We start from the raw sequence: 22,889 nt of genomic DNA on the forward strand, positions 1-22,889 counted from the left end.
GGTCCGAGTAGGAATGCGATGACCGAACGCCCTGGACTTCGCTCACTGAGCCACTTCGACACCTGCACAACATGATTGGACCGCAAATGACGTCCCTACCGGTCGCCGAACTTCACCTCCACCTCGAGGGAACCCTCGAGCCCGAGACCATCTTCAGTCTCGCCGAACGAAACAAGATCACCCTGCCCTACGCCGACGTCGATGAACTGAGGAGCCGGTTCCAGTTTGCGGATCTGCAGTCATTTCTTGATCTGTATTACGCCAACATGTCGACGTTGCGGACCGCGGCCGACTTCGCCGAGATGACGAATGCCTACCTGGCGCGAGCAGCGCTCGCCGGTGTACGACATGCGGAGGTGTTCCTTGACCCACAGGCCCACCTGGTTCGGGGTGTTGCACTCGAAGAAGTGATGGAGGGAGTCACCTCGGCGCTCAGTAGCTCCATTGAAAATCACGGTGTCAGCACCGGCCTGATCGTTTCGATGCTGCGTGACCATAGTGCGGCGTCGGCCATGACCGTCCTCGACGACGTGCTTGCGCTCGGAACTCCGATGCTCGGGATCGGACTCGACTCCGCGGAGGTCGGATACCCGCCGTCGAAGTTCGTGGATGTGTACGCGAAGGCGCGCGCCGAAGGTTTGCACCTCGTCGCGCATGCAGGTGAAGAGGGCCCGCCTGCATACATTTGGGAGGCTTTGGACCTGCTCGGCGTCGAACGCATCGACCATGGAATAAGGTGCCTCGAGGACGAGAGGCTCGTCAAACGCCTGGTGCAGGAACGTGTTCCGTTGACCGTATGCCCGCTGTCCAATGTCAGCTTGAAAGCGGTTGATCAGCTGTCCGACCATCCGCTGCGGACAATGCTCCGCAAGGGCCTCAATGTGTCCGTCAACTCTGACGATCCCGCCTATTTCGGCGGATACGTCGACGACAACCTGAACGGGGTCCGCGACGCGCTCGACCTCAATGCTGAAGATCTCGCGACGTTGGCAAGAAATTCGGTCACAGGTTCGTTCGCGAACGATGCCCGTAAAGCCGAACTCCTGGCGGAAATATCGGTCGCGGTGCAGACGCTCTGAGCGCAACCGGATAGTGGGTCCGCTCACAGGACCTTTGCGCTCTGATGGTGCGACTCGTTGGGTCGGTGATCTCAGGTTTCGTCGAGGGCCGAAATTGCAGCCTGGATCACAGCGCGTGCACTGGCGAGTTGTCCAGCCGTGATAGCTGCGCGGTCAAGGAGGCGCGCCCGATCAGTGTCTGCCCGCTCGACCAATTGCTCAAGCACCCGGCGACCTTCGGACGTGAGCCGAAGGAGCGGCGAAGTCTGGTGGTCGGGATTGTCCACGGTCTCCACGAGGCCGTCTCGGATCAGGTCGCCGCAGACCCGGTGCACGCTCTGACGAGACAGTCCCAGACGCCGGGCCGCGCCGGCCGCGGTGGCCGGTTCGGACAACACGCTCAAGGCATGCCACCGGGCAACCGTCTGGTTCGCGTCCCGCGCGATCGACTCGCTGGTGCGACGAGATGTACCGGCCAATTCGTACACGTCGGCGATCAATAGTCGGTACATCTCGGCCCGGTCCACCAGGCGATGGTACACAAAAGTATGTCAATCGGGTGACAATTCGTCACCACCATGACACTCTGTCAGCATGTTGACAAATGTGGATGCGTTGAGAACGAACCTGTATGCGCCTGCGCCCGAGGAAGATCTCGCTGACAAGCTGCAAACGTTCGGGCAATTTATCGGCTCGTGGCACTTGCGGTGGGTCTCGGCGGCGACTGAGCTGGACACCCTCGACGGGGAGCTGCACTTCGGTTGGGTGCTGGGCGGTCGAGCGATTCAGGATGTATGGATCGTGCCTGGAACCGGGACGCCGGTGATGACTGGGCGTGTCCGTGCGTTCCACGGTTCCACGATCCGGTTCTACGATCCAGCGATCGATGCGTGGCGATCCACCTGGGTAGAGCCAATCAACTCGCGAGTGCGAAAGTTCATCGGACACAACGACGATTGCGGCAGCATCGAACTCATCAGCCGCGATGAAGATCCGTTGCTGCGGTGGCGATTCACCGAGATCACCGCCCGCTCGTTCACATGGACTGGCGAAGTTTCAGTGGACGACGGACACAGCTGGCAGCTGGAAGAAACAATGTTCGCCACGAGGACCCTGTAAACCGTTCCGGGGTCACACATTTCGTCGTGGAATGGCTGAGTCGTATTCAAGCCCACTGCGCCCTTCGCCGCGTCCCACAGAAACTCGGCGAGCAGTCCAGTTGTCATAGGACCCGTCAGACCGGCGTGCGAGAACGGGCACTCGCTGTACTCGTACACCTTCGCGGGGCACCTCGGCATCATCGAGTACAGCGTGACCGGGTTCGTTGAGCAGACGACCGATTCCGCGTATCGGCACACCATCGGGCGGTAGACCTTCACCGAATCGCAGCAGCGCGGAACGAACAAGGGCCAGTCGGACCGGTCCGTCGACTTCGATGCGGGCGACATAAGGAATCCACCATTCGGGGACCGACGTCTGCAGCAGATAGTCGAGTTCGGCATCGGGGATACGCCCGGAGAGAGGGGGTTCGACGGTATGGTGGTCGGCTTCTCGGAGGTGGGGGTCGCCCGCGAGATCTTCGACGATCCGCTCTACACCCCAGACCAGGTTGGCGGCTTCGTCACGCAGGAAAAGGACCTCTTCGACAGCCGGCCCCTCTAGGCAGCTGATCGAGGCGGGCGGGACGAACAGACCGTCGAACCCGGGTGTACCGCTGCGGTTCTCCCAAGCCTTGTCCGGTCCGGTGATCGTGAACATCCGCCATGGATCCTCGGGAAGGATCCGATCGCGGTCCGGCGCGTTCGCCGCGAGATACGTTTCGCCAAAGGTGTTGCGGTAGGTCACTGTTGTGACTGTGGCCAGCGACCTGGTGGGCAGGTCGATCGGAACGACGAGCCAGTCGCAGCCGAAAATGAGTGCGCATTCGGCGACGAGCAGGCGGGCCAGGTCGTGCGGGTCGGATTCGAGTGCGCCGATGTCGATCTGGGCGTCTTCGAATTCCCAGAATCGGTCGGCGGGCATGCCAGGGAACCGCAGTGGAGTTGCCACCGAGCGGTGGGTGAACGACTGTGGGTCGGTGCGTGGGCCGAGGTCGGTGGGGTCGCTGTCAAATGTCCACCAGTCGGCGGTGCCGCCGGCGGCTTCCGGGGCGCGCAGGGCTGTACCGGTCGAAATGCCCACGCTGTAACGGTGTTCGAGTCGACGGCCGACCCAGGACGACGCGTCGGTGGAGGGTGCGATCTCGCTGCGGTACCACTGCCGCCATCGGTTGGTGACCTCGAGGATCTCCGTGCGCTGCGGTCCGTCGAGCCAGGCGGGCAGGTTCGGACTTGCTTGTTCGAGTGCGACGGCGGCAATTTCGGCGTCGACGGCCCGTCCACGCAGGAGGAGGCCGGGGCCGGTCCAGCCGGGACCCGTCTTGTCACCGAACGGCAGGGGCGCCTCACGAATCAGACTGTCGGCGCTTGCGGACAGCCCGGCGTCGCGCAGGGCGGTGAGCAGGGCTGCACCTGCTTGGGCAAGAACTCGCAGGCCCGGGCGGCCGGCGATCGGCTCGCGTTCGACCGACACGTCCAGCGGTTCGTTGGTCAGGTCCCGCACGGCTTGTGGTTCGGTTGCCGTCCAATCGCCGGGTTGCCACCGCGTCACCGGTGCAATTGTCGCGTCCACGCGTACGGCCAGCGGGGTTCCCGCATCCTCGCCCGCGAACTCGCCGAACTGCCACTGTCGCGTCAACAACCACAGCGGATCACTCACGGCCGCAGACAAACCCGGCCCGGGATCACCCGAGAATGACTGCGGTTCGAGCCGAGTCCAGGATGGTGGTCGCAGAAGCAGCGGCGCCATCGTCGCGGTCCAGGCCTTCGTTGCGATCAGATCGGCCATCTCAGCTCTTTTCTGCGACGTGGGTCAGTATGGCTTCTTTGACGCCCGCGTTCATCACCAGCCGGGCGACGTCCAGCACCGGTTCGCCCTGCAGCGACCAGTCCTGCACGTAGGCGGCCGGAAGCAGCCGGCCGGCCAGCGGAAGCCGTTCCAGGGTGACCGCGCGTTCCTGTGCGAGCGCGTAGGTATCGCGCAGCAGATCGATCACCTTTTCCGGCGACCACGGCGCGTCGTCCGGACTCACCGCGAGCAACAGGACTTGCGGCGCACGGGCGTTGGGGCCGTTGGCATTGACCGCGAGTCCGGCGGTGCCGACTTCCTGCAGCGCACCGGTCGGCTCTCCGGTGGCCTGGTCGCGCACGGATACTCGTCGGGGCACCACGTCGGTCCATTCGTCGACGACAAACCCGGCAAGCCGTCCCGGTACCGCATCCGCAGTCGTCTCGACAACAAACCCGGTCACTGAAACATCCGGAGGCAGAGTATCTTTGCCGAACGGGAGGCCGATCCAGGTGCCGAAGGCGCCGTCCGGTAGTTGTCCCACGCGCAGCGGTACCCGCTGCCCCAATGCTTCTCGTAGGAGCAAGGTCTCGGTGTAGCGGGCCACTGCGGGTCGCACCCGGGCGATCCGGGTGAGCCAGGGCCGCACGTCTCGGCCGTCGGATACCTCACGATTCTCCTGCAGCACACGGACTCCGGCGGCGAGGCTCACTGCAACCGGGTCGGGGCCCTGCTCGATCACCGGCAATACCGGCAGCTTGTCGTCGAATACCTGCGAGATCACTTCGGCCAGCGCGGCCTGCGCTCGGGCATCATCTTCTGGTGGCTCTCCGTTGAATGCGGTGAGCAGTGCATCGGCCGCCGCGAACCGTCGTTGCGCTCCGGCGTTCAACCCACCTATGTGTGCCGCGAGTTCGTTGTCCGGCAGAATTGTCGGGTCACCAGACATACCCAGTCCGAACAGGGCGAAGGCGTCCACTCGGGCGATGGGTTCTTCAACGGCGTCGATGAGCGCCCCGAGCGCGGTCACCGCGGCCTCGGCGCGCGTATGAAGGTCGGCGAGATCAATGGTCCGACGTTGTGTGGTGCTCGTCGATCCGGCCTCCCCGGGTGGCACCAGGTCCTCGGGCCCGAGGGCGCGGGTTCCCACGATCAGATTCCGGAGGGAACCGGCGAGCGACCATGCCTCCGTGAAGATCAGGGCGTTCGCGGGGAGTCCGGCCGGACGGACCGGTTCGGGCTCGACAGCGAGACCGGGTAGGCGCCGACGAAGAAGTGCCCAGAACGGTGCAGGGTTGTTGCCTGCTGCGACAAGGAAGTCGAGGGCACAGAGGTGTGCGTCCGCGAGGGTGATTCCGGGCCCGAGCACGATCAGATCGGCTCGCCCGAACCCCTCGCGGGCCCACATCTCCCAGGCGGGGTGGGCTTTTGCGCGGGCCGCGACCGCCCAGCCATCGACAACGCCAACAGCACCATCGGGCACCCCCACAAGGATTCGATGTGTCAGGCCGACACCCGAGCGCGGTGTCTTCACGACATCGGGGATCGGGGGCATGCCATCGCCGGAGAGTGCATCCATCGCGGCGGCCGCCCGCGGCGCAGACCCGAGCACGAGTTGATGCACCGACTCGGCGAGCAGCAGGTCGGCGATCGCGTCGTGCAACCGGTCGAGCCGCTCGATCGCGGCGCTCACCGCCGCGATCTCGTCGGGAGTCGGGAGTGCCCAGTTCACGATGTAGTTCTTGTAAGCGGCGGGAGGTGTGTTGAGCCGGGCGAGTACCGAATCCGGGTCGGCCCGAAACAGTTCCAGCAGGCGGAGCCCATCGGTCACCTCGGAGGCGGCGATCGACTCCAGCGATTCCGGGACCGGGGTACCCGCGGGAGCCCGGTCGGTCGCCTTCGCGGCGACAATCGGTGCAAGCGATCGCAGGCAATAGATGAACCGATCCAGTGCGTGACCCTCCGGCGTCCGGATGTGTAGCCACTGCTCCAACCGATACCCGAGCAGTGCCCCCATCGGTTGACCGGACCGAATTCCGTCGAGCACCGACATCGCTGCGCGCGTTCGGGTACTGGACAGGTCGATGTTCAACGCCGAACGGCCCGTGTCGCCGGGATCGTGGGTGAGATGCGCGCCGCGCAGTACGGCAGCCGTCGCCGCGTGGGCAGGGCTCGGGGCAAGGATGTGGCCGCCGTCGCGCGATGCCTGGAACACCGGTCCCTCCAGGCCGGGCACGTCGACAGTAACCGGCGGCGCCAAGTCGAATCCGTCGGCCCAGCCGTAGGCGCCGACGACGATTCCCCGGACCCCACTCGTGCGGGCGGCAGTGAGCCGACGAGCGGCCAGGGAAGTCAGCCAGGCGTCGAGTCGGTGCGAGGTGCAGTCAAGGGTGCCGGACAGGAACAGCGTACGGTCAGTGATGCTCTCGATCCCGGCAATGGTCGTGATGGCAGCGCGAATTTCACTGAACCGCTGGGCAGCCCGAAGTGCTGCGGCCGCTGCACGCACACCTTCGATGACATCGCCGATGGCCTCCGTGAGGTGCGGGCGCAGCGAGACGATCGGGAAGCGGGCCGCGAACCGTGTCGGCTCGAACGGGCCGACGTAACTTTCCAGGGCAGACGCAGCATCCCGGTAGAGCTCACGCTCATCCCAGGACCGATCCGAGAGGCGTTGTAGAGCAGCAAGTCCCAGGTCGATCGCGTCTTGGCTGACAAAATCTTGGGCGGCACCCAGCCGGATCTGTAACTGCTGCAGCCGTTCCCGCACGAAAAACTCTTCTACCTCGTGACGGGATTTTGCCTCGGCGAGTCCGAGTAGTGCCTGCAGGACACTGTGTACCTCGGGGAGCTGTTCGATCCGCAGGATCGCTGAACAGAAGTCGGCGTCGCTGTCATGTGCCATCGGCAACGCCAGGTTGCGGGTGGATTTCCCGAGTAGGTCGGGCGGCACAAAAACACCGGGGGTGGTGCCGATAAGAGTCTCGATGGCCACGGTGACCGCATGTTGCGCCGCCGAGTTGGCTGCGGTCCCGAGGTTGGGCGTGATCGGTTTGGCCGTCTGCGCGTCGACGGCGCTACGCACTCGTAGGCCGCGCGAGAGCGGCGTGTGACCGAGGATGTGCGGTAGGTCCTTCTCGAGATCGCCCGAGGTCACCGTCGGCACCGAGTGAGCGGCCTGCGTCCACAGCGGCCGGATTCGTGACAGCAGCGCAGCCAGCGACTGGTCGATGTAGTCGCCTGCTCGGGGCTTCCACCACGCCCCGTGTGTGGTGGCGGGAAGAATTCCATAGGGTTGCTTGCCGATTCGCATCGTCGGCAGCGGACCGAGCCCCCGCACATGTGCGGCTGCATGCTCACGCACGGTTTCGCGAGCTGCCGCGGGTACCGCGCCGCTTGCCGCATTCGGGGTCAGGGATTTGTCGAGGAATGTTCCCCACGTGATCTGCCACAGCGCGGTGGCAAACGCCGCCGCCGTCGCCTGGTCGGTGCGGTTCGCGTCATCGAGTCCGATCAGGTCGGTGGGACTGATGCCGAACGCGGTGGCCAGCACCTGGGCGTTGGCCGCCGGATCCGGCGACGCGACGCCGATCGGTGGTTCACCCGGCGTCCGGGCAGCACGACTCCATGCCGACTTCGAGGAGGCGGTGTTGTTGGTGACCGTCCCCGGTGCGACAAACGCGAGTCCGTCGCCGAATGCGTGTGCACGCAACAGATGTGCGAGCTCGTCGGCCGTCGACTCGGGTGATTCTGCAGCACGTACACCGATCACGTACAGCCGGTCGATGCGCGCGAACGGATCGGTCAGCGGCACCGTCACGGCCATACCTGCGGCTTCGGCGGCGTCGTAGTCGGTGAGCCAAGCGATGTCGGGATCCGGCTCGATGCCCGGTTGCCCCCGCAGGCTGTCGACCATCGCACCGAGCTTCTCTGTCGCGCCGGGCTTTCGCAGATCCAATCCGGGGCCCAGCGCGAGGCCTTCGCGTGCGATCGGTGCGCCGGGAGTCGACGTCCGGACACCGGCTTGATCAACCACGACGCGAAAACAGTCCGGCAGCAACCGCGCCCACACACCGTTGACGTCCGGCGCATCGGGGACATCCGGGAACTCCGGCGGATCGTCCGGCCGGGCAGCGAGATTCACCGGCGTCAGGGCCGCCGCGACCCAGGCCGCCCGCCGCGCACCGATTGCACCGACCAGTCCGGTCCACGGGTCGGAGGCATTGACCGGTCGATCGACAGGCCAACGTTCTTGCCAGTAACGGACGCCTGCCACGCGTTCGTCGGGATTCACTGCGGTATCGAGCATGTCGACATGGACGTCGTCGGGATAGATCCGTACGCGCAGCGCGGTGCGATCCGGCGTTGAACGGGTTTCGATTCGCACTGGCAGCAACAGCATTGGTACGGCCGGATCCACGGCTTCCCAGTTGTCCATCACCGCACCTTGTCCATGATGTCGGTGGCCGCGAACGCCGCCCGCGATGGTTGCTGGAACAGCAACCATGCCAGGAACGCCGCATCGGGCCGATAGCCGCCAGTCACATCGATCTTCACCCGAGGTGTGGTGGTTAGCAGGAACCCGTTGGCGTCTTGCATGAGATCACCCCATTGCAGGTCGTCGCGTTTCACCAAGGCCCCGTCGGGATGTTTGGCGGCCGGTTCGTCCACTTCGTCGAGCCCGAATCGTGGCTCACCGATGTGCTCGCTGAGAGTGAACCAGTAGGCGCCGGCCATCCCGGGTGGCGGCGCGGCCACATCGGCTGCTTTGAGATCGAAACCGATGAGCAGCAGGTCGGGGTCGAGGTGGAGGCGGAACAGCGTCTTCGCCGGATCCTTGGCGAACACCGTGGGCGGATCGGCATCAGCTGTCTGCTTGACGGCATGCGCGAGGACATTCGGATACCGCCGGATCAGTTCGCCGCGCACGAGCAGAACGAGTGCGCCGGCGAACTTTTCGTCGATGTGCTCGCCGAGCGACTGGTCGTCCAGGGCGTGGACGGGAGCCAGAAGTTCGGCTGCCGGCGTCCAGAACGAGTAGAAGGACGTCGCGCGCCCGTCGGTCGGGTACCCCCGCCACACCAGTTCGCGAGCGAATTCGGTGTTGGCGCCGATCAAGAATGCCTCGGCAAAGCGGGCGTTGGTCTGTAGCAGTGTCACCATCTCGTGCGGTTTCATCGCGCCAACACCTGGCATCAACCATTCCCGGTCATACCGGTCGAGCGCCTCATACATCGGGTGGGCGAAGCGTGGTGCGGCCAGCACCTGTTCGATTCTTTTGTCCCCGAACCAGTCTCGCGGTAGCCACGGCGGCCAGAGGTTGGGCGCAGGTAGCCGGGCGAGTACGCGTCGCGTGAGTGTTTCCTTCGGGTCGAGCTTGCCCAGCAGGTCGAGGCTGCCCACGGCGAAGTTGCTGCGGTCGATGTCGCGCAATCCGCCGGGACGGGTCAGGCCGTCGGACAACAACCGGTAGTCGTCGGCGAGGCCACGCGGCTCACTGTGGCGGATGGCGACGAGCAGCACATCGATCACCTCGGGGTCGGCGGCGACTTCAACCGGGAAACCGGCCTCGCGGGCCCATTCCGCCACCGCGCGGGCGTAGGACTCCACCTCGTTGACAGTGACCAGGGCCAAACCGTCACCCACCGAACGTCCGATGCCGGTGCGGGCAGCAGTCGATGCCTGCACGATCCAGTCGGTCTGGCCGAATCGTTGTCCGACGTCGAGAACTGCGAACAGTTGACGCAGGATGTCGCCGACACCGGCGGCCGCATCACGGTTCCGCTCCATCTCGTCGCGGGTCGGGAGTGCGGCGAGCAGGGCATCGAGCATGGTGGCCACAACATCTCGGGCGATGTCGGGTGGGTCGCCTTCGAGCAGGTCCGACAGTGATCCGTCGTCGGCGGCGGCGGTCAGCGCGTCGGGGAGGGCGGGTTCGGCCAACCCGGCGGCGACCAGGTCGCCGAGACCGGGAGGGAGGAGTTCCAGACCGGCGGGGTGCAGGTCAGTCACTCCGTCGGGATCGGCATAGGTGCGGACCCAATTGCGGGCGTTGCCTTCATCGTCGGTGACCAGGCGGCGCACTGCCCGCGCACGGGATACCGCGGGCAATTCGCCGTCGGGCGACCGCACGAACCGGGTGATCTTGCCGCGTGGTGCCGCGAGTCGCCGCAAGATCCCGGCCACCGCGCCGCTGGGCAGCACACTCGCCCCGATGTGCGCGCTCAGCGTTGTGCCCGGTTCAGCCAGAATCCGGCTCGACACCCGCTGCGTCACGGCGAGCAGGTTTGCCGCGTCGAAGCCGCCGAGGTGGCGACGGTGCAGCGATTGGGCTGTGTAGCGGGCGAATTGGGCCAACCGCAGCGCGCGGTTCGCGTCCTCGACCCCGGCCACCTGCGCCCACGCACTGGCCATCAGGGATTCCTGATCCATCTGAACGACACGGGTGCCCAGGCCCGCCACGATGCGGTCGGCCGGGTCGAGGTTGAGATCGCGAAACCAGGACGCCGGTGCGTCCGGGACCCGCGAGCGTGCGGTGTGCGCGCCCGCGTAGATCGGGGGACCAACAGCTGGGTCGTCAGCGGCGGGGGCGCCGAACTTGTGCTCGGCGGCGGCTTCGAGTTGGTGGCGCAGGTGGTCGGTGGTGCCGGTCGGCCAGTGCTTGCCGTCGGAGTTGGGCGCGTTGGGCCGGGTGAGCGCGCCCCGGACCCGCCGGTCGCCGCCTTCCGCATCGGCGGGGACAACAGGAATGCCGTTTCCGGGGTGAGTGGCATCGACGCGGCGCTCGCCGACCGAGCCTGTCGCCATCACCGGCCACAATCGTTCGGCGAGGGTTTCGAAGTCACCGTTCGGGCCCGTCGAGAAGGTCCAATGGTCGTAGACCGGCAGTGTGACCACACCACCCGCGCCGTCGCCCCAGGCGTACGCCAGCGTTTGTTCAGTGGGTTCATTGCCGAGCCCCGCCTGCGCGCCGACCTTGAAAGTCGGCACCACACAGGCGATCCAGTTCCGGAATGCCGGTAACTGACGCGGGGCGACAAGACGGGACAGATTTGCCAACGGTGTGGCGGGCGCGAGGCGTTGCGCAATGGTTTGTGCCGCAGCGATTTTGCCGATCACCTGCGCGTGCGCCCACGCCCAGGCCTCGCCGGTCGGCGGAAGTTCGGAACGTGGAGTCGTCAACACCGGAAGCCCACCCGACGTGGTGGTGACGACCTTGGAGACTGCCGCATCGACGACCACCAGACGCAGCCACGGCGGCAGGTGCCCGTTCGTATCCGGCCCAGCCGGCGTGAATTGCCATGGCAGGTCGGGCGCATCGAATTCGATGTGTGCGATGTCGCTCGGTTCGGCATTGGCGGTGCCGGGTTCTGGGTACCTCCGGATCACCTGCTTTCCGATCAGCGACGCCACCGCGCCCGGACCACGCAGGCGCAGCGTCACTTCGGCGTTGTCGGTCCCGGCCGCGGCGACCACCGGCACCCGCAGGGCCACCTTTGCCGTGGCGGGTGCGGTGGGACTGAACGGATGGCGCAATGCGGCGGCGATACCGGTGCGGTAGTGCGGCAGCAGCGTGTAGGAGTCGAAGACGAGCTTTTCGGGTTCGATCGGCAGGTGTACGCGAAAGGCGTCCGCCACGATTTTTCCGGCCATCAGGCGCCTCCGAGTGCGACAACTTGCAGGGCTGCGGGGGCGGCGGCCGCCGCCGCTTCGGCATGGGTCCAGGTCATGACCGCACTCGAAACCCCCGCCACCACAGTGAGGTCGCTGCGACTGCGAACAACGGCCTGGTCGGACCCTGCCATGGGCAGACCGGGCGACAGGGTGGCGTAGCGGTCGCCGGCCCGCAGATTGCTGTGTCCGGCCGCGGTTGCGTACGCCGCGAGCACGGCGTCGGCGCCAGTCAAGGTGTACAGCTCGGTCGTGAACCGCTTGCGTGGCCGATGCGGATACGAGGTCTCGTATCGCAGATCCGCCTCGACTGCTCCCGCCGCCGGATCGGCCACACCCTGCGGATCGATCCTGAGCCCCGCCGGGAACTGCTCGAACGAGGGCCGGCGCAGCTGCTGGTCGTCGGACAGATCGAGATACTGGCCTGCGGCGAACCGATCGGCGACCGGTGACCGGGCCGCCCCGGTGAGTGCGCCACCTCCACTGACATCTTCGAAAACTGGCTCGCCCAAACTGATTCGATGTTCGCCGTCAACAACCGGGCTGGCACCGACGCGGGCGATGTCCGTATCCAACGGCACCGCCGACTGCAGTCCTTGAAGCAGCGACCACGGTTCGACCGGAAGACCGTCGGAGGGGCCGGCCGGTAATTCGTGCAGGTGGACCGGTTGCTCCCGACCGGGTGCCGGGGCGGCCCGCCACGCCGCTTCCTTCGCCAGTGCGTCGCGAACGAGCTTGCGCGGCGATACCTTCGCCGGTTCGGTGGCCGGGTCGTCACCCCAGGTGATCGGGCCGACATCGAGGCTCACGTCGGGCAGCGGCCACGGCAGACACACCTCTCCGGTGCCCCAGGCCTTCCACGGACCGGGTCCTTCGAGGTGCAGGTGCAGGTCGATCGACGCCAGGGTGAGCCCGAAGACCCGAACGCACACTCCGGCTTCCACATCGACCAGGAACCCGAATCGGGGAGCGAACCGGATCAGCGCGTCGAGTCCGACATATCCGAACACGCCGGTGTCGCCGATCGCGATGGCCACCTGCAGATGCCCGCCGAACTGCACCGAATTGCTGGTGATCGCCACATAGGCTTCGAGCCGCAATTGCAGCCCGGGAGGGGAGAGCTCGGCATTGAGACGTTGGAGTGATGCCAGCTCGCTGGGCGGGTCATAGCGTGGGTGGAAGCCACCCGCCGACAGAGCGAATGTTGCGTCGTCTCCGAACCGGAGCAGCAGGCCGACATCACCGCCGATGCCGAAGAACCCGATCCGCGATCCGGACAGGCTGGCGATCACCAGGATTCGGTCTGCCGAGAACTCGCCGTACACTTCCGCCCGCAGGTCGATCAGCGCCAGTTCGGGCAGCGGAATCGCCATCCGCAAACGACCAAGGAGCAGGACCTTCGTGTCGGGAAGCGAGAGGATCAGCGCCAATTCGGCGGTGACAAAGGAAATCGGACGGCCCCAACCGAGTTTCACCATCGGACCGATCACGAATCCGTCCTTGGTGGGCGGGAACACCGAGGACAAGGTGTCCAGGATTGTCGGTGCGGCGCCGACCGGATCACTCGGGAACAGCAGATTGGCCAGCGCGCCGGTTCGCAGGCCGGCACGCAAGGCCTCGGTATTGGCAGCCACCTCGATACCGACGATGCCGCCGACCCCGTTGAGCGTGAACAACAGTCCCAGTTCGACGGGTGGGTTGATTTCCACCGACATCACCACGACGATGGAGAATCCGCCGGGTTTGTCGGTGATCACGCCGAATGCCTTGACGTCCACCGGACCTATCCGCAACTGCAACGCACCGCCGTAGCGAGTCCAGTCGGGATGTCCGGGGACGCTGCGTATGTCGAGGTATCCGCCGCCTCGCACCGGACCGGCATCGAGCACAACACCGAATCCGGTCGGCAGCTTGGCCGTCGCATCCTGCAGCGGATGCGGGTTCGCGGGGTCGATGACAAACCGCAATCCGGCCCCATCCACCGTGAGCTGGAGCGGTGGTCCGAGATTGCCCTGGATCATTGCGACCAGGTCGAACACCAGCCGTTCCCCGTCACGCCCGAAATCCAGTGCGAGCCCTTTGACTTTGATCGGCCCGGCTTGCGGACGCGCGGGCAGGGCGATTCGTCCCTGCGTCGCGCCGCCGATCGTGACGCCGGATGTGCTGTCGACCGTGACCGCGATATCGGCGGCCACGCCACTTCCGGCCAGGCCGATGGCCGACAGCAGTTCACCTGCCCCCGGAATCGAGATACGCGCCCCGGTCACTGTGACAGTCACACCAAGCGCCGGTGGGGCGCCCCGAAACCGGAGTCCGGCAGCGAGTTCCACCGAGTCGGCGCCGATTCCGACGATGTCGGGGCTGTTGACGCGCACCGAATACCCGAGCGTGCCGCTGCTTGCGGTGAGCGCGCCGGGGCCGGCAGGCAGGCCGAGTTGGCTGAGAATGCCGACGCCGGGGAGGGCGACGGCGAAGGTCTCGGTCAGGAGGGCCGCGAGATTTCCTCCCAGTTTGATGGCAGCGGTGTCGAGTGCACCGATCGCCGAGGCCAAAGGTGCGATCGCGGCGCGGATGAAATTGGGATTCGGGTGGAGTAGGCCGTCTTCGAGGACTGCGGAGAACTTGTCGATCGAGAGGAGTGCATCGGAATGGTCCCCGGCGATGGTTGCGCCGCCACCGGCAGCACCGAGCTTTGCGGCCAAGCTGTCTACCGAGGCGAGTGCGTCGATCGCGAAGGCATTCAGCCGCTCTCGAACGAAAATAAGGGCCGATCGAAGTAACTCGGCAGAGAACTCGCCTCGGATCCGGACATCGGCCGGTATCGGTCCGGTGCCGACCTGACCTCGAGCGGCCTCGAGTTTCGTTCCGGTGGTTGCGGCATCAGCGAGCAGGGTCACCTGCATCCCTTCGGCGGTGAGCGCCGCGCGGACGTTGTCGTCGAGATATGCGACCACAAACCATGTGCCCGAGTCACCGGATTCACCGCCGATGAGGTTCACCCCGGATCGCCCACGCAGCGTCGCGAGCTGGCCGTCGGTGCCGCGAACGATCACTTTCTCCATGGCGTGCTCCTCAGAGGAGGGCTCGGAACAGCCCGAACAAGCCGGCGTGGATCTCCCGCTCGATTTTCGGAAACTGTTTGGTGAAATGCGGAAAGAATCCACCGTCGGATTCGTCCGGATTGTTTTCATTCTGGCCGGCATCGAGACCGCATTCGATCGTGAACGCGACACACTCGGGCATGTCTTGATCGACGAATTGTCGGCTGAACACAAAGTCGTCTGCGCAGCCGACAAAGGTCTCCTTCGGCAGGATCCCGGTGTCCACTGTCTGCGACACCGCATACTTCGACCGATTCTTTGCGATCGGCGAACTTCCCGCCGACGCCAGGATCTCGGCAGACATGATGCCCGCCAAGGTGCGGAGTCGCTGATGCAGTTGGGTCGGGATGAACTCGCCGTAGACGGAGCCGAGTAGCCCGTCGCGACCGCTCGTCGGCTGATTCGGGAAGTGGTTCAGTGCGGCCTCGTCGAACCGCTGGGTTGCATCTGCCTCCTGGTTGCGGTCGAGCCCCCATGGGTAGGTGATGCTGCGCCCGCTCATGTGCACATCGACAAATGCCTGCACTTTGCGGTCGGTGGCGAGGGTGACGATGTTCTGCGTCTCGATCTCTGATCCGGGGCTCGGACCCTTGTATATCTGGACCTCGCACGGGTTCTCCGAGACCGCGGCTTTTGCTGCTGCTGCCGGATTGTAGAAATCGCGATGGAACCAGGCGATGGGGAAGTTCCGGTTGAGGTCGACCCCGACGCACGCTGCGTTCGTCGGTGATACCCGGCGGTTCTTCCGCCACAGCTGGTTGGCAGGGGTGCTCGCCTGGAGGCTGAAGTCGCGGCCATCGGGATTGATCAGCGGCACGAAGATCAACTCGAGCTTGTCGAACATTCTGGCGACGTCGGCGGACGCGATCGTGTAGTTGGGGTCGCTGTAGGGGACACCGCCGCTGACGAACTCGGGATAGACGATGTCGGTATTCAAAGCCCGACTGTTGAGTAGCCGCGTAGCCAGTCCGATCAGAGCGTCCGGCGGTGCCCATTCGCGGGCGTGTGCGCCGCCGATCACGAGGACCGGAATCCGGTCCTGAACGGCTGGATCATGAAGTACGACAACGTTAACCGGATTGCCGCCGACCGTCGCGGTCAGCTGACTCATGGTGCAGAGCGTAGGGAACGTGGTGGCGAGACCAGTGAGCGCCTCGGTGACCTGGAATGCGGTCAAGTATCCCATCGGGTTCCTCGATCGTTGGCGTGAAATACCGGACGACTATTCGAGATGCTATGTACGCTATACCGTCGCGGGGCGTTCTACCTGAGTAGTCGACTACTCGTGTAAAAGACGTCGACTTCGTGGCCGCGGCAGGTAGTCGGCTATCTGAGGTGATGTCGCTAAGCACACTCGATTGAGGAAATCGCTGGGAATTCGTGGGACGGATCCCCCCGCCGCCTATTGCATTGTTGGACACGGTATTGAATGGCCATCCGATATTCCTCAGCGTTCATACCAGTCAGAAGGTCACCAGCGGCCTCAGCGCGGTTGTGGTGGTGAGGGTGGGGCGGGTTTTCTTCACCTGGGGTCGGGATTGGGAACGTGAGCGTAGGCGAGGTCGACGTCGACGTCGGTGGTGACACGAGTTGTTCCTGCATTGCGACGGGGAAGGCGAGTATGGCGTTGAGAGCGCCGATATTTGGACCTCCGCATTCATCGAGCGGATAGCGAGGGATCAGACCTTGGCCGCTGGCGTCGATCAGCCATAGCTCGGGCAATGCGATCAGCGAGTAGTCGCAGCTTTCCTTCTTGCGGTCCCTGCCATTCAAAGCGCTGACTGCGTCGGTGAAGTCTCCGCGATATCGCGATGCAAGGTAGGGAGCGCCGGGATTGTTGCGGGGATTGCCTTCGGCCTTCGCCCCGCACACCAAGGCCTCAATCGGCACGAAGTCAGGGGGTAACCGCGACGGCTCCGGCGGTGTATCTCCCAAGCAGTTTGGATGTTGCAACTGCACTGGAGTTGCTGGTGGAGATTCCACGTACTGTGCACATCCCACCAGCAGCGATGCCGCTGCCGTCACTGGAAACGCAATGCCGAGCCACCTCACGAGCGTAGACGCTGCGTTGTGGGACGTGGCTCGGCGTCGCTCTGTCGAACGCGGTCAACCTGGTAGCGATCGTTCCTTTCGACAGTACGCGTGGACGGCATAGCCCCAGTGTCACCTACTGACGTCGATTAGGCGTGCTGCTCAATCCCTTCGAGTCCGTTATGAGAGCGAATGGTCCATCGGCGGGCATGTCGAACCGCGACTGCCTGGGAGGTTCGCATACGGGCTGCGCTACGTCACTGGTTACGAAATCGATTGTGCCACAACAGAGTCCTTCTAGGTGGGCGTGTTGATGTTGCGAGACGAAACCTCGACAGGGTTGTCCCCGGGGACTACCGGGCGGGGTTGGTGTGGTCGATGTGCAACGCGATCAGGGTGACGGCATCGACGCTAGCGCCGGTCGTTGCGGAGGAAGATGCTCGACACGGCGGCGGCGTTTGGCGATCAGGCGCGGTCGTGGAGGGTGATCTGGTAGCCGTCGGGGTCGGCGAAGGTGAATGTCCGACCGAAGGGTCCGTCGATCGGTGCGGAAACGATGGTGTGACCGTCGGCGACGAGAGCATCATGGATGGCCTGGACGTCTGTGGCGTGAAGCCAGATCGCGGCACCGATGCCGGGCTGGGCAACGGATGTGAGATCGGTGCCGGGAATGACGTCGCGCAGTGCAAATGCGATCGGTTTCGTCTCGAAGACGACGGCGTGCGGAGGTCCGGCCTGGGAGCGGACGAGGCCGAGGTACTGCTCGTAGAAAGCCTGCGAAGCGTTGAGGTCACGCGCTTGGAGCGAGAGGAAGTCGGGGCCGGTGGCGGGCATGATGATGCTCCTTAATTACGTGTCAGTTAGCTGACACAGAGCACGATATGTCAGGATACTGACATGAGTCAAGATGGTGTCGAGCTGGAGACGTCGCTGGGCTATCTGCTGAAAGAGGCGTCGAGCGCCCTCCGCGCAGCCATGGAGGAAGTGTTGCGCCCGTTGGGGATGAGTGTGACGCACTACTCGTGCCTCGAGCTGCTGGCTCAGCGACCGGGTTTGTCGAACTCCGAGCTTGCGCGGGGCGCGTTCGTGACACGGCAGTCGATGAACGTGCTGCTTCAGGCCCTGGAACGAGACGGCTACGTGACCAGGCCTGCAGAGGCACCCGTCGGGAAGACTCTTCCCACTCGGCTCACGCCTCGCGGCCGACGAAGCCTTGAGAAGGCGACCGTGGCGGTCCGGTCCGTCGAGGTCAGAATGTTGGCCGGCATGACCGAGACCGAGCGGTCAGGTGCGTTCCGGATCCTGCGGGGCATGATCGATTCCCTGCGCGATAGCAACGACGGTGCATAGCGTTCCCGGGCCTTCTATCCAACCCAGTTCAACGCCGACAGTAGCGATTACGTGAGCTGGGCTGTCGAGATGGGCAGTTCTTTGCGTGACCTACTGCTGGTCGGGGATCGGTGTGTCGAGGCCGCAACTCGCTGATCTGAGCTGCACAAGTACGCGACGGCGGCGAAGAAGAACGCCCCGTCAGGCGCCGCGCGTGAGATCGAAGTCGTAGCGCGACGTCGGCACCACGTCAAGGTTCCGGTCGGCACCAAAACGCGCAACGCTGTTGAGCATCAGGGTCATTCGACGACCAAGGTCGTCCTTGTCACCACCGCTGCCGTAGAACGCGTGGATGTCGCTGACAGCCGCCATCGGGAAGAGCTCTTCGACGATCCCGTCCACGCGGGGAGTGTCCTCGAGGAGCGCCCGAGTGACGACGTTCTGGACGTAACCGAAGGTGGCCTGGGTGTCGATCGCCACCTGCGTGTGGTGTCCGAGCCACCGCTCGAGCCACTCGTCGTGACCGAGCTCGGCCGGGCGCCGGAGGAACGCGATGTTGGACAACGCGTCGATCCGCGATCCGTCGGCGGGCAGCAGCGGGTCAAGCGGCGTGCGGGCCTCGACCTCCCAGGCCGCGATGGCCCCGTCGATGTCCTCCGCGAGGACGGCGAGCAACTTGTCGGGGTCTGGGGCCCAGAATGTCACCACAGCTTGGATCGGGGGATTGAGCTCGTCGATTCGCATGGCCGGTGACACCGGCTCGTCGCTGATGTTGACCTGAACACGAGTCGCACCCGACGCGGCACACCGATCGACGAGGTCAGCGGTGTTCGCCCGCGACAATCCGCCACTTCGGATCGCCACGATCACCTTCGAAGAAGTCACGATGCGTGACGGTACCCGCCATAAGCCGCGTCGGTCCGCAGTTCGTAAAAAGCCGATCCCATCGATAGTCCGGCACCGAAAAGAAGCTGCGCGAGAAGACTATCGGGCCCCCATAGTGCAGGGAGGTGCCCCACACTATGGAGCGCTGTCGATCAACGCGACCCAGTCGCCACGATCGTCCCCTCGGTTTGTGGCAGCCAGTATCGGCACAGAAAGTTCGTAAATCAGTTGTGCCGCAGCGGTTTAAAGTGCTCGATCGGAAACGCTGATCCACCTGCGGGCAACTGTGACCGGCGATGGTGACGTGGATCGAACGGGCCTACCACCGCGACCACCAAAATCACTCCGCTCCCCGTGGTCACCAGCAAAGGAAACAACCCAAATCCCCACCGCTACCGCGACATCAAGTCTCTAACTTGGTGGGTGTGCGAGGTGTGCGACTCGGACGCCCCGGACGGCGGGGTGGGCGTTGCCTTGAGTGCGGGCTGTGGCTGCGGCGTTCAACTACAGTGCAAAAGCTTGCGGGGGTCCTGCAAGGCTGGCCTTGGCTTGCCTGCCGAAATCGTCGAGAATCTCCAAATCTCCTGCCTCCAATCCATCAAGAGCTACATGTGCCAGATCGGCCGGTTGGTTGAGTAGTTCTTCAGGCAAGTTCATGCCTGCTTGCGCCGCGTAATCGAGCAGGGTCTGGGTGGCGATCAGGCCGGGCACCAGGGCAGTGACCTGTGTTCCCTGTCCAGCGAGTTCGACTCGCACTCCGTTGGTCAGGCCCCATGCTGCGGACTTGGCGGCGGCGTAGGCGGTGTTGCCGTCGACAGTGTTCCATGCTGCGGCGGACAGGACGTTAAGGATCGCGCCACCACCGTTGCGGGCGAGGATCGGGGCAAACGCGCGGATAACAGCAAGGGTGCCATAGTAATTGGAATCCATCACGGCGCGGATGGCGTCAAGTTCACCGGTGACCAGGTTTCCGCCACCGGTGAAAGCAGCATTGTTGATCAGCACATCGACGTCTCCGGCGACCGCTGCAGCCGCGTCGACCGACGCTTGATCGGTGATATCCAGGCGGAGAACCTCGACGCCGGAAATGTCGATCAGTTCTGGCCGCCGTGCTGTCGCGTAGACCTTCGCGCCTCGGCGCACCAATTCACTGGCCAAGGCGTGGCCAAGGCCTCGGTTGGTGCCGGTGACAAGGGCCGTTGCGTTCGATAGTTTCATCTGTCCTCCTGGTGCTAGCTCCGGACCAATAAGGTGACCCACCGGTCCGCTTACGTCTGCGACGCTAGCATGGAATCGGACCGTGCGGTCACCTTGCTACTATTGGGAGATGCCGCCATCTGACCGACCCTTGCGCGTGGATGCTGCGCGAAATCGGCAATTGCTGCTGGCAGCAGCCGAGGAGGAATTCACCGAGCGCGGATTGTCGGCCTCGGTTGCCCAAATCGCTCGTCGGGCGGGCGTGGGTAAAGGCACCGTTTTCCGGCATTTCGCCAGTAAAGAAGATCTCATGGTTGCGATCGTGACCGGTCATCTCGACATTCTCATCGCCCACGCCCAACAACTGGCAGGGGCTGCTGACCCGGGAGCTGCGCTACTGGAATTCTTGACCGTAGCGGCCGACGAACGGCAACAACATGACGTCGACTTTCTGTGGGCGGTCAGCGATGGCGATATCAGGGTGACGCAGCTACGGAACCGTCTGCACCTGGCCATCGATTCCCTTGTCGACCGTGCCCGCCAGGCCGGCACCATCCGCCCCGATGTGACTGGGGCAGATATTTTTCTGCTGATGTGCGCACCGGTACATGTCGTCAGCAATCTCTCCCATCCCGATCCCGAGCTATGGAAGCGATACCTCGCGATCATCTTCGATGGCCTCCGCACGGAAGGCGCCAGTCCTCTCCCGCAACCCGCACCGAATCTGCCCTGACGCGGTCACCGCGAACGGACTCGTGTGAGGGTCAGCGATCCTGATATCCGGCGCGGTCGGGATCCCTATCTTTGTTCCTTAAAACGTATTTCGGGCCAACTCGATCCTCGCGTCGACGAAAGAAATAGCCGCCGCGGTGTCCTCGACGACGTGGGCGCCGATGCGGCCTTGCAGAAGGCGGCATCGAGGAAAATGTAGGGAAAGGTGTTGTGGGTCAGGGCGCGTTCACGAAAGCGTGCGATCCCAGTATCGAGTTGCCCTCGGGTCCGTGGGACCGTACCGGGATTAAATCGAGCAATGACGAAGGCGCCGTTGATAGTTTCAAATTGTGCAGTGGGGGAGCAGTATTCGTGCTTCTGGTGTTGGACCAGTGTGGGCGGTTTCGGTGCTGCTGCGTACCCTCTGCGTACGACTTTGTGGAACCGAAGCCCGAGCGTGGGATCCGCGATCAGGCCCAACGCGACAAGGGCCGCACCAAGTAATTCGTCGGAACGTCTTCGTGCGCATCTTGGTGCCGATGGAACTGGCTACACAACTTCCGTAGCATCCTCTAGATGAGCACTACAATTCGAATCACCGTTGCACAGCAACGCCTTCGACTCCTGCCGGGCGAATACCGCATCGCGGACTCGCCATCTGGCAAGGTACCCGGGCCTGCAGTGGCCACCGTCGTCGCGCCGGACTGCACCACAGTCGTAGAGGTGCAGGATTCAGGCGGGGACGGCAATACGTGGCGGTGTTTCTACGGTGACGAGTCGGCACATGAACTGGACATCCCCGGGATGGCGGTCTCGGTACTTGCCCCGTTGGCAAGCGCAAAGATCTCGGTATTCGTCCTGTCCACGCTCTCTGCAGATCTGGTGTACGTCCCAACTGATCACGTCGACGCCGCGATCGCGGTCTTGCGTGAATCTGGTCACCGCGTCGCTGCCTAGGATGGAAGTAACATCGCGGCGAACGAGCGGTCGACCTGACGGCTGCTACTCGATACGGCGTGGGTGTGTCGCGCTGAGTGCATCGTAGGTTGCACCGCATGTTCTAGTATGGGACGTCGGCGATCTCGGGGGTTCGATTATGGTGGCGTTCTTTTCAGCGGTCGACGGCGGCTCATTGCGGCCTGAGGATCTATCGATCGGCCCGTGGTCACAATCGCAGATCGGTGGTTACGCAATCTGTGGAACTCTCGCGCGTTCAATCGAGCACAGTCGGCAAACGGAGGGCTTCATGCCGATAGAGTCGGCCGGTCAGGCCTGGCACTGTTTAGCTACCCCACGCTGCATCGAGCCATGACTAAACCCTTTGACTACCGCGACCCCCACCATCGCGCGCGCCTACCGTCGTGGTTGGAGCGTCGACGATAGACGTGGGTATACGCTGCAGGCGTGTCGGTGCTGAGAGCAGTGTGGTGGGGTTTGGCGCTGGCAGCGGTGGTGTTTGCTGTCTCGTCTTCGATGTCGCCGATATCTGAAGTGTCGCTGTCGTGTTCAAAGACCGGCGACCTGGGACTCGACGGCGACCAAGCGTCGTTGCAATGTGATGATTCGATCGTCCACGTGCTGGGCGTGTGGCCGCTGGTCCAGCTTGGGCTGTTGCTGGCGGTGCCGGCGGTTGTGGCGGCTCTTGCGATGCGATGCTGGGTTTCGTGGCTCGTGGTCGCAACATTCTTCGTATTGACGTTCGTGGCTATAGCGAACTGGGCGTCATTTTGGGTGTCTCTCTGGTTCGCCGTCCCGATGGCGCTCGTTGGTGTGGTCGTCGCCACGGTGCAGCAGGTTGTCTCACCCGGAAGACACTCGAAATTGGTTTTGGCACAATAGAATTTGCTGGATTGGGACGTTCGCTATTGCAAGTGTTCGGTATTCCTGGGGATGCGGCAGTGCCGGCGAGCTATCCCGCCGCACATCTAGTGTTCGGCGATTCCCAACACCGCCCTCGACCCGGCCGAGCGCCTTGCCGGTCGCATCGAATGCGATCAGTGTCGACTTGTCGCTCCGCTGC

General features: G+C 64.2%; 16 protein-coding genes and 1 pseudogene. 6 read left to right on the forward strand and 11 right to left on the reverse strand.

All coding sequences use genetic code 11. The annotated features are described in order from the left end of the window. Nucleotides 1-86 precede the first annotated feature (86 nt). Nucleotides 87-1,079, forward strand: a complete 993-nt coding sequence (locus AC1TQG_RS25820; protein WP_482141698.1) for an adenosine deaminase — start codon at nt 87-89, stop codon at nt 1,077-1,079. 71 nt (nt 1,080-1,150) lie between these two features. Here AC1TQG_RS25820 and AC1TQG_RS25825 read toward each other — a convergent pair whose 3' ends face one another. Then, the gene (locus AC1TQG_RS25825) at nt 1,151-1,585 is read right to left on the reverse strand and encodes a MarR family winged helix-turn-helix transcriptional regulator (protein ID WP_482141700.1); all 435 of its coding nucleotides are present in this window, start codon (nt 1,583-1,585) and stop codon (nt 1,151-1,153) included. Between the two features lie 67 nt (nt 1,586-1,652). Between AC1TQG_RS25825 and AC1TQG_RS25830 the strand changes: the two genes are divergently transcribed. Continuing rightward, nucleotides 1,653-2,177 (forward strand): hypothetical protein, encoded by a 525-nt coding sequence (locus tag AC1TQG_RS25830; protein ID WP_482141702.1) that lies wholly within the window; start codon nt 1,653-1,655, stop codon nt 2,175-2,177. 12 nt (nt 2,178-2,189) lie between these two features. On the opposite strand, the gene AC1TQG_RS25835 is transcribed toward AC1TQG_RS25830, so the two are convergent. The 7 genes from AC1TQG_RS25835 to AC1TQG_RS25865 all read right to left on the reverse strand — a co-directional run bounded on the left by AC1TQG_RS25835 (nt 2,190) and on the right by AC1TQG_RS25865 (nt 17,581). Then, nucleotides 2,190-3,944 carry a hypothetical protein gene (locus AC1TQG_RS25835; RefSeq protein WP_482141704.1) on the reverse strand — a complete coding sequence of 585 codons (1,755 nt, stop codon included), beginning with the start codon at nt 3,942-3,944 and terminating at the stop codon, nt 2,190-2,192. Between the two features lies 1 nt (nt 3,945). Next, nucleotides 3,946-8,382, reverse strand: coding sequence for a hypothetical protein (locus tag AC1TQG_RS25840; protein ID WP_482141706.1), 4,437 nt, complete (start codon nt 8,380-8,382; stop codon nt 3,946-3,948). After that, complete coding sequence (locus AC1TQG_RS25845) at nt 8,382-11,597, reverse strand: hypothetical protein (RefSeq protein ID WP_482141708.1); 3,216 nt, start codon at nt 11,595-11,597, stop codon at nt 8,382-8,384. Before AC1TQG_RS25845 ends, AC1TQG_RS25840 begins: the two co-directional genes overlap by 1 nt. Continuing rightward, a complete protein-coding gene (locus tag AC1TQG_RS25850) occupies nt 11,597-14,677 on the reverse strand; it encodes a DUF6603 domain-containing protein (RefSeq protein ID WP_482141710.1) in 3,081 nt (1,026 codons plus the stop codon). Before AC1TQG_RS25850 ends, AC1TQG_RS25845 begins: the two co-directional genes overlap by 1 nt. Before the next feature lie 10 nt (nt 14,678-14,687). Beyond that, entirely contained in the window at nt 14,688-15,902 is a 1,215-nt protein-coding gene (locus tag AC1TQG_RS25855; protein ID WP_482141712.1) for a M14 family zinc carboxypeptidase, read from the reverse strand. Between the two features lie 158 nt (nt 15,903-16,060). Next, entirely contained in the window at nt 16,061-16,606 is a 546-nt protein-coding gene (locus AC1TQG_RS25860) for a hypothetical protein (protein ID WP_482141714.1), read from the reverse strand. A 606-nt stretch (nt 16,607-17,212) separates the two neighbouring features. Continuing rightward, nucleotides 17,213-17,581 (reverse strand): VOC family protein, encoded by a 369-nt coding sequence (locus AC1TQG_RS25865; protein WP_482141716.1) that lies wholly within the window; start codon nt 17,579-17,581, stop codon nt 17,213-17,215. Between the two features lie 63 nt (nt 17,582-17,644). Between AC1TQG_RS25865 and AC1TQG_RS25870 the strand changes: the two genes are divergently transcribed. After that, nucleotides 17,645-18,097: a MarR family winged helix-turn-helix transcriptional regulator gene (locus AC1TQG_RS25870; protein WP_482141718.1), complete on the forward strand. Its 453-nt coding sequence runs from the start codon at nt 17,645-17,647 to the stop codon at nt 18,095-18,097. A gap of 180 nt (nt 18,098-18,277) precedes the next feature. On the opposite strand, the gene AC1TQG_RS25875 is transcribed toward AC1TQG_RS25870, so the two are convergent. Beyond that, entirely contained in the window at nt 18,278-18,961 is a 684-nt protein-coding gene (locus AC1TQG_RS25875; protein ID WP_482141720.1) for a hypothetical protein, read from the reverse strand. A 504-nt stretch (nt 18,962-19,465) separates the two neighbouring features. Then, entirely contained in the window at nt 19,466-20,179 is a 714-nt protein-coding gene (locus AC1TQG_RS25880) for an SDR family NAD(P)-dependent oxidoreductase (RefSeq protein WP_482141722.1), read from the reverse strand. A 109-nt stretch (nt 20,180-20,288) separates the two neighbouring features. Here AC1TQG_RS25880 and AC1TQG_RS25885 point away from each other — a divergent pair, with 109 nt between their 5' ends. Further along, on the forward strand, nt 20,289-20,891 hold the full coding sequence (locus AC1TQG_RS25885; RefSeq protein WP_482141724.1) for a TetR/AcrR family transcriptional regulator: 603 nt from the start codon (nt 20,289-20,291) through the stop codon (nt 20,889-20,891). 144 nt (nt 20,892-21,035) lie between these two features. Here AC1TQG_RS25885 and AC1TQG_RS25890 read toward each other — a convergent pair. After that, nucleotides 21,036-21,166: pseudogene (locus AC1TQG_RS25890) on the reverse strand (IS256 family transposase); the annotation flags it as partial. A gap of 279 nt (nt 21,167-21,445) precedes the next feature. Here AC1TQG_RS25890 and AC1TQG_RS25895 point away from each other — a divergent pair. Beyond that, nucleotides 21,446-21,826: an ACT domain-containing protein gene (locus AC1TQG_RS25895; RefSeq protein WP_482141726.1), complete on the forward strand. Its 381-nt coding sequence runs from the start codon at nt 21,446-21,448 to the stop codon at nt 21,824-21,826. Between the two features lie 477 nt (nt 21,827-22,303). Beyond that, on the forward strand, nt 22,304-22,708 hold the full coding sequence (locus AC1TQG_RS25900) for an ABC transporter permease (protein ID WP_482141728.1): 405 nt from the start codon (nt 22,304-22,306) through the stop codon (nt 22,706-22,708). The last annotated feature ends 181 nt before the right edge of the window (nt 22,709-22,889 follow it).

The organism is Williamsia sp. Y844 (assembly GCF_056786475.1).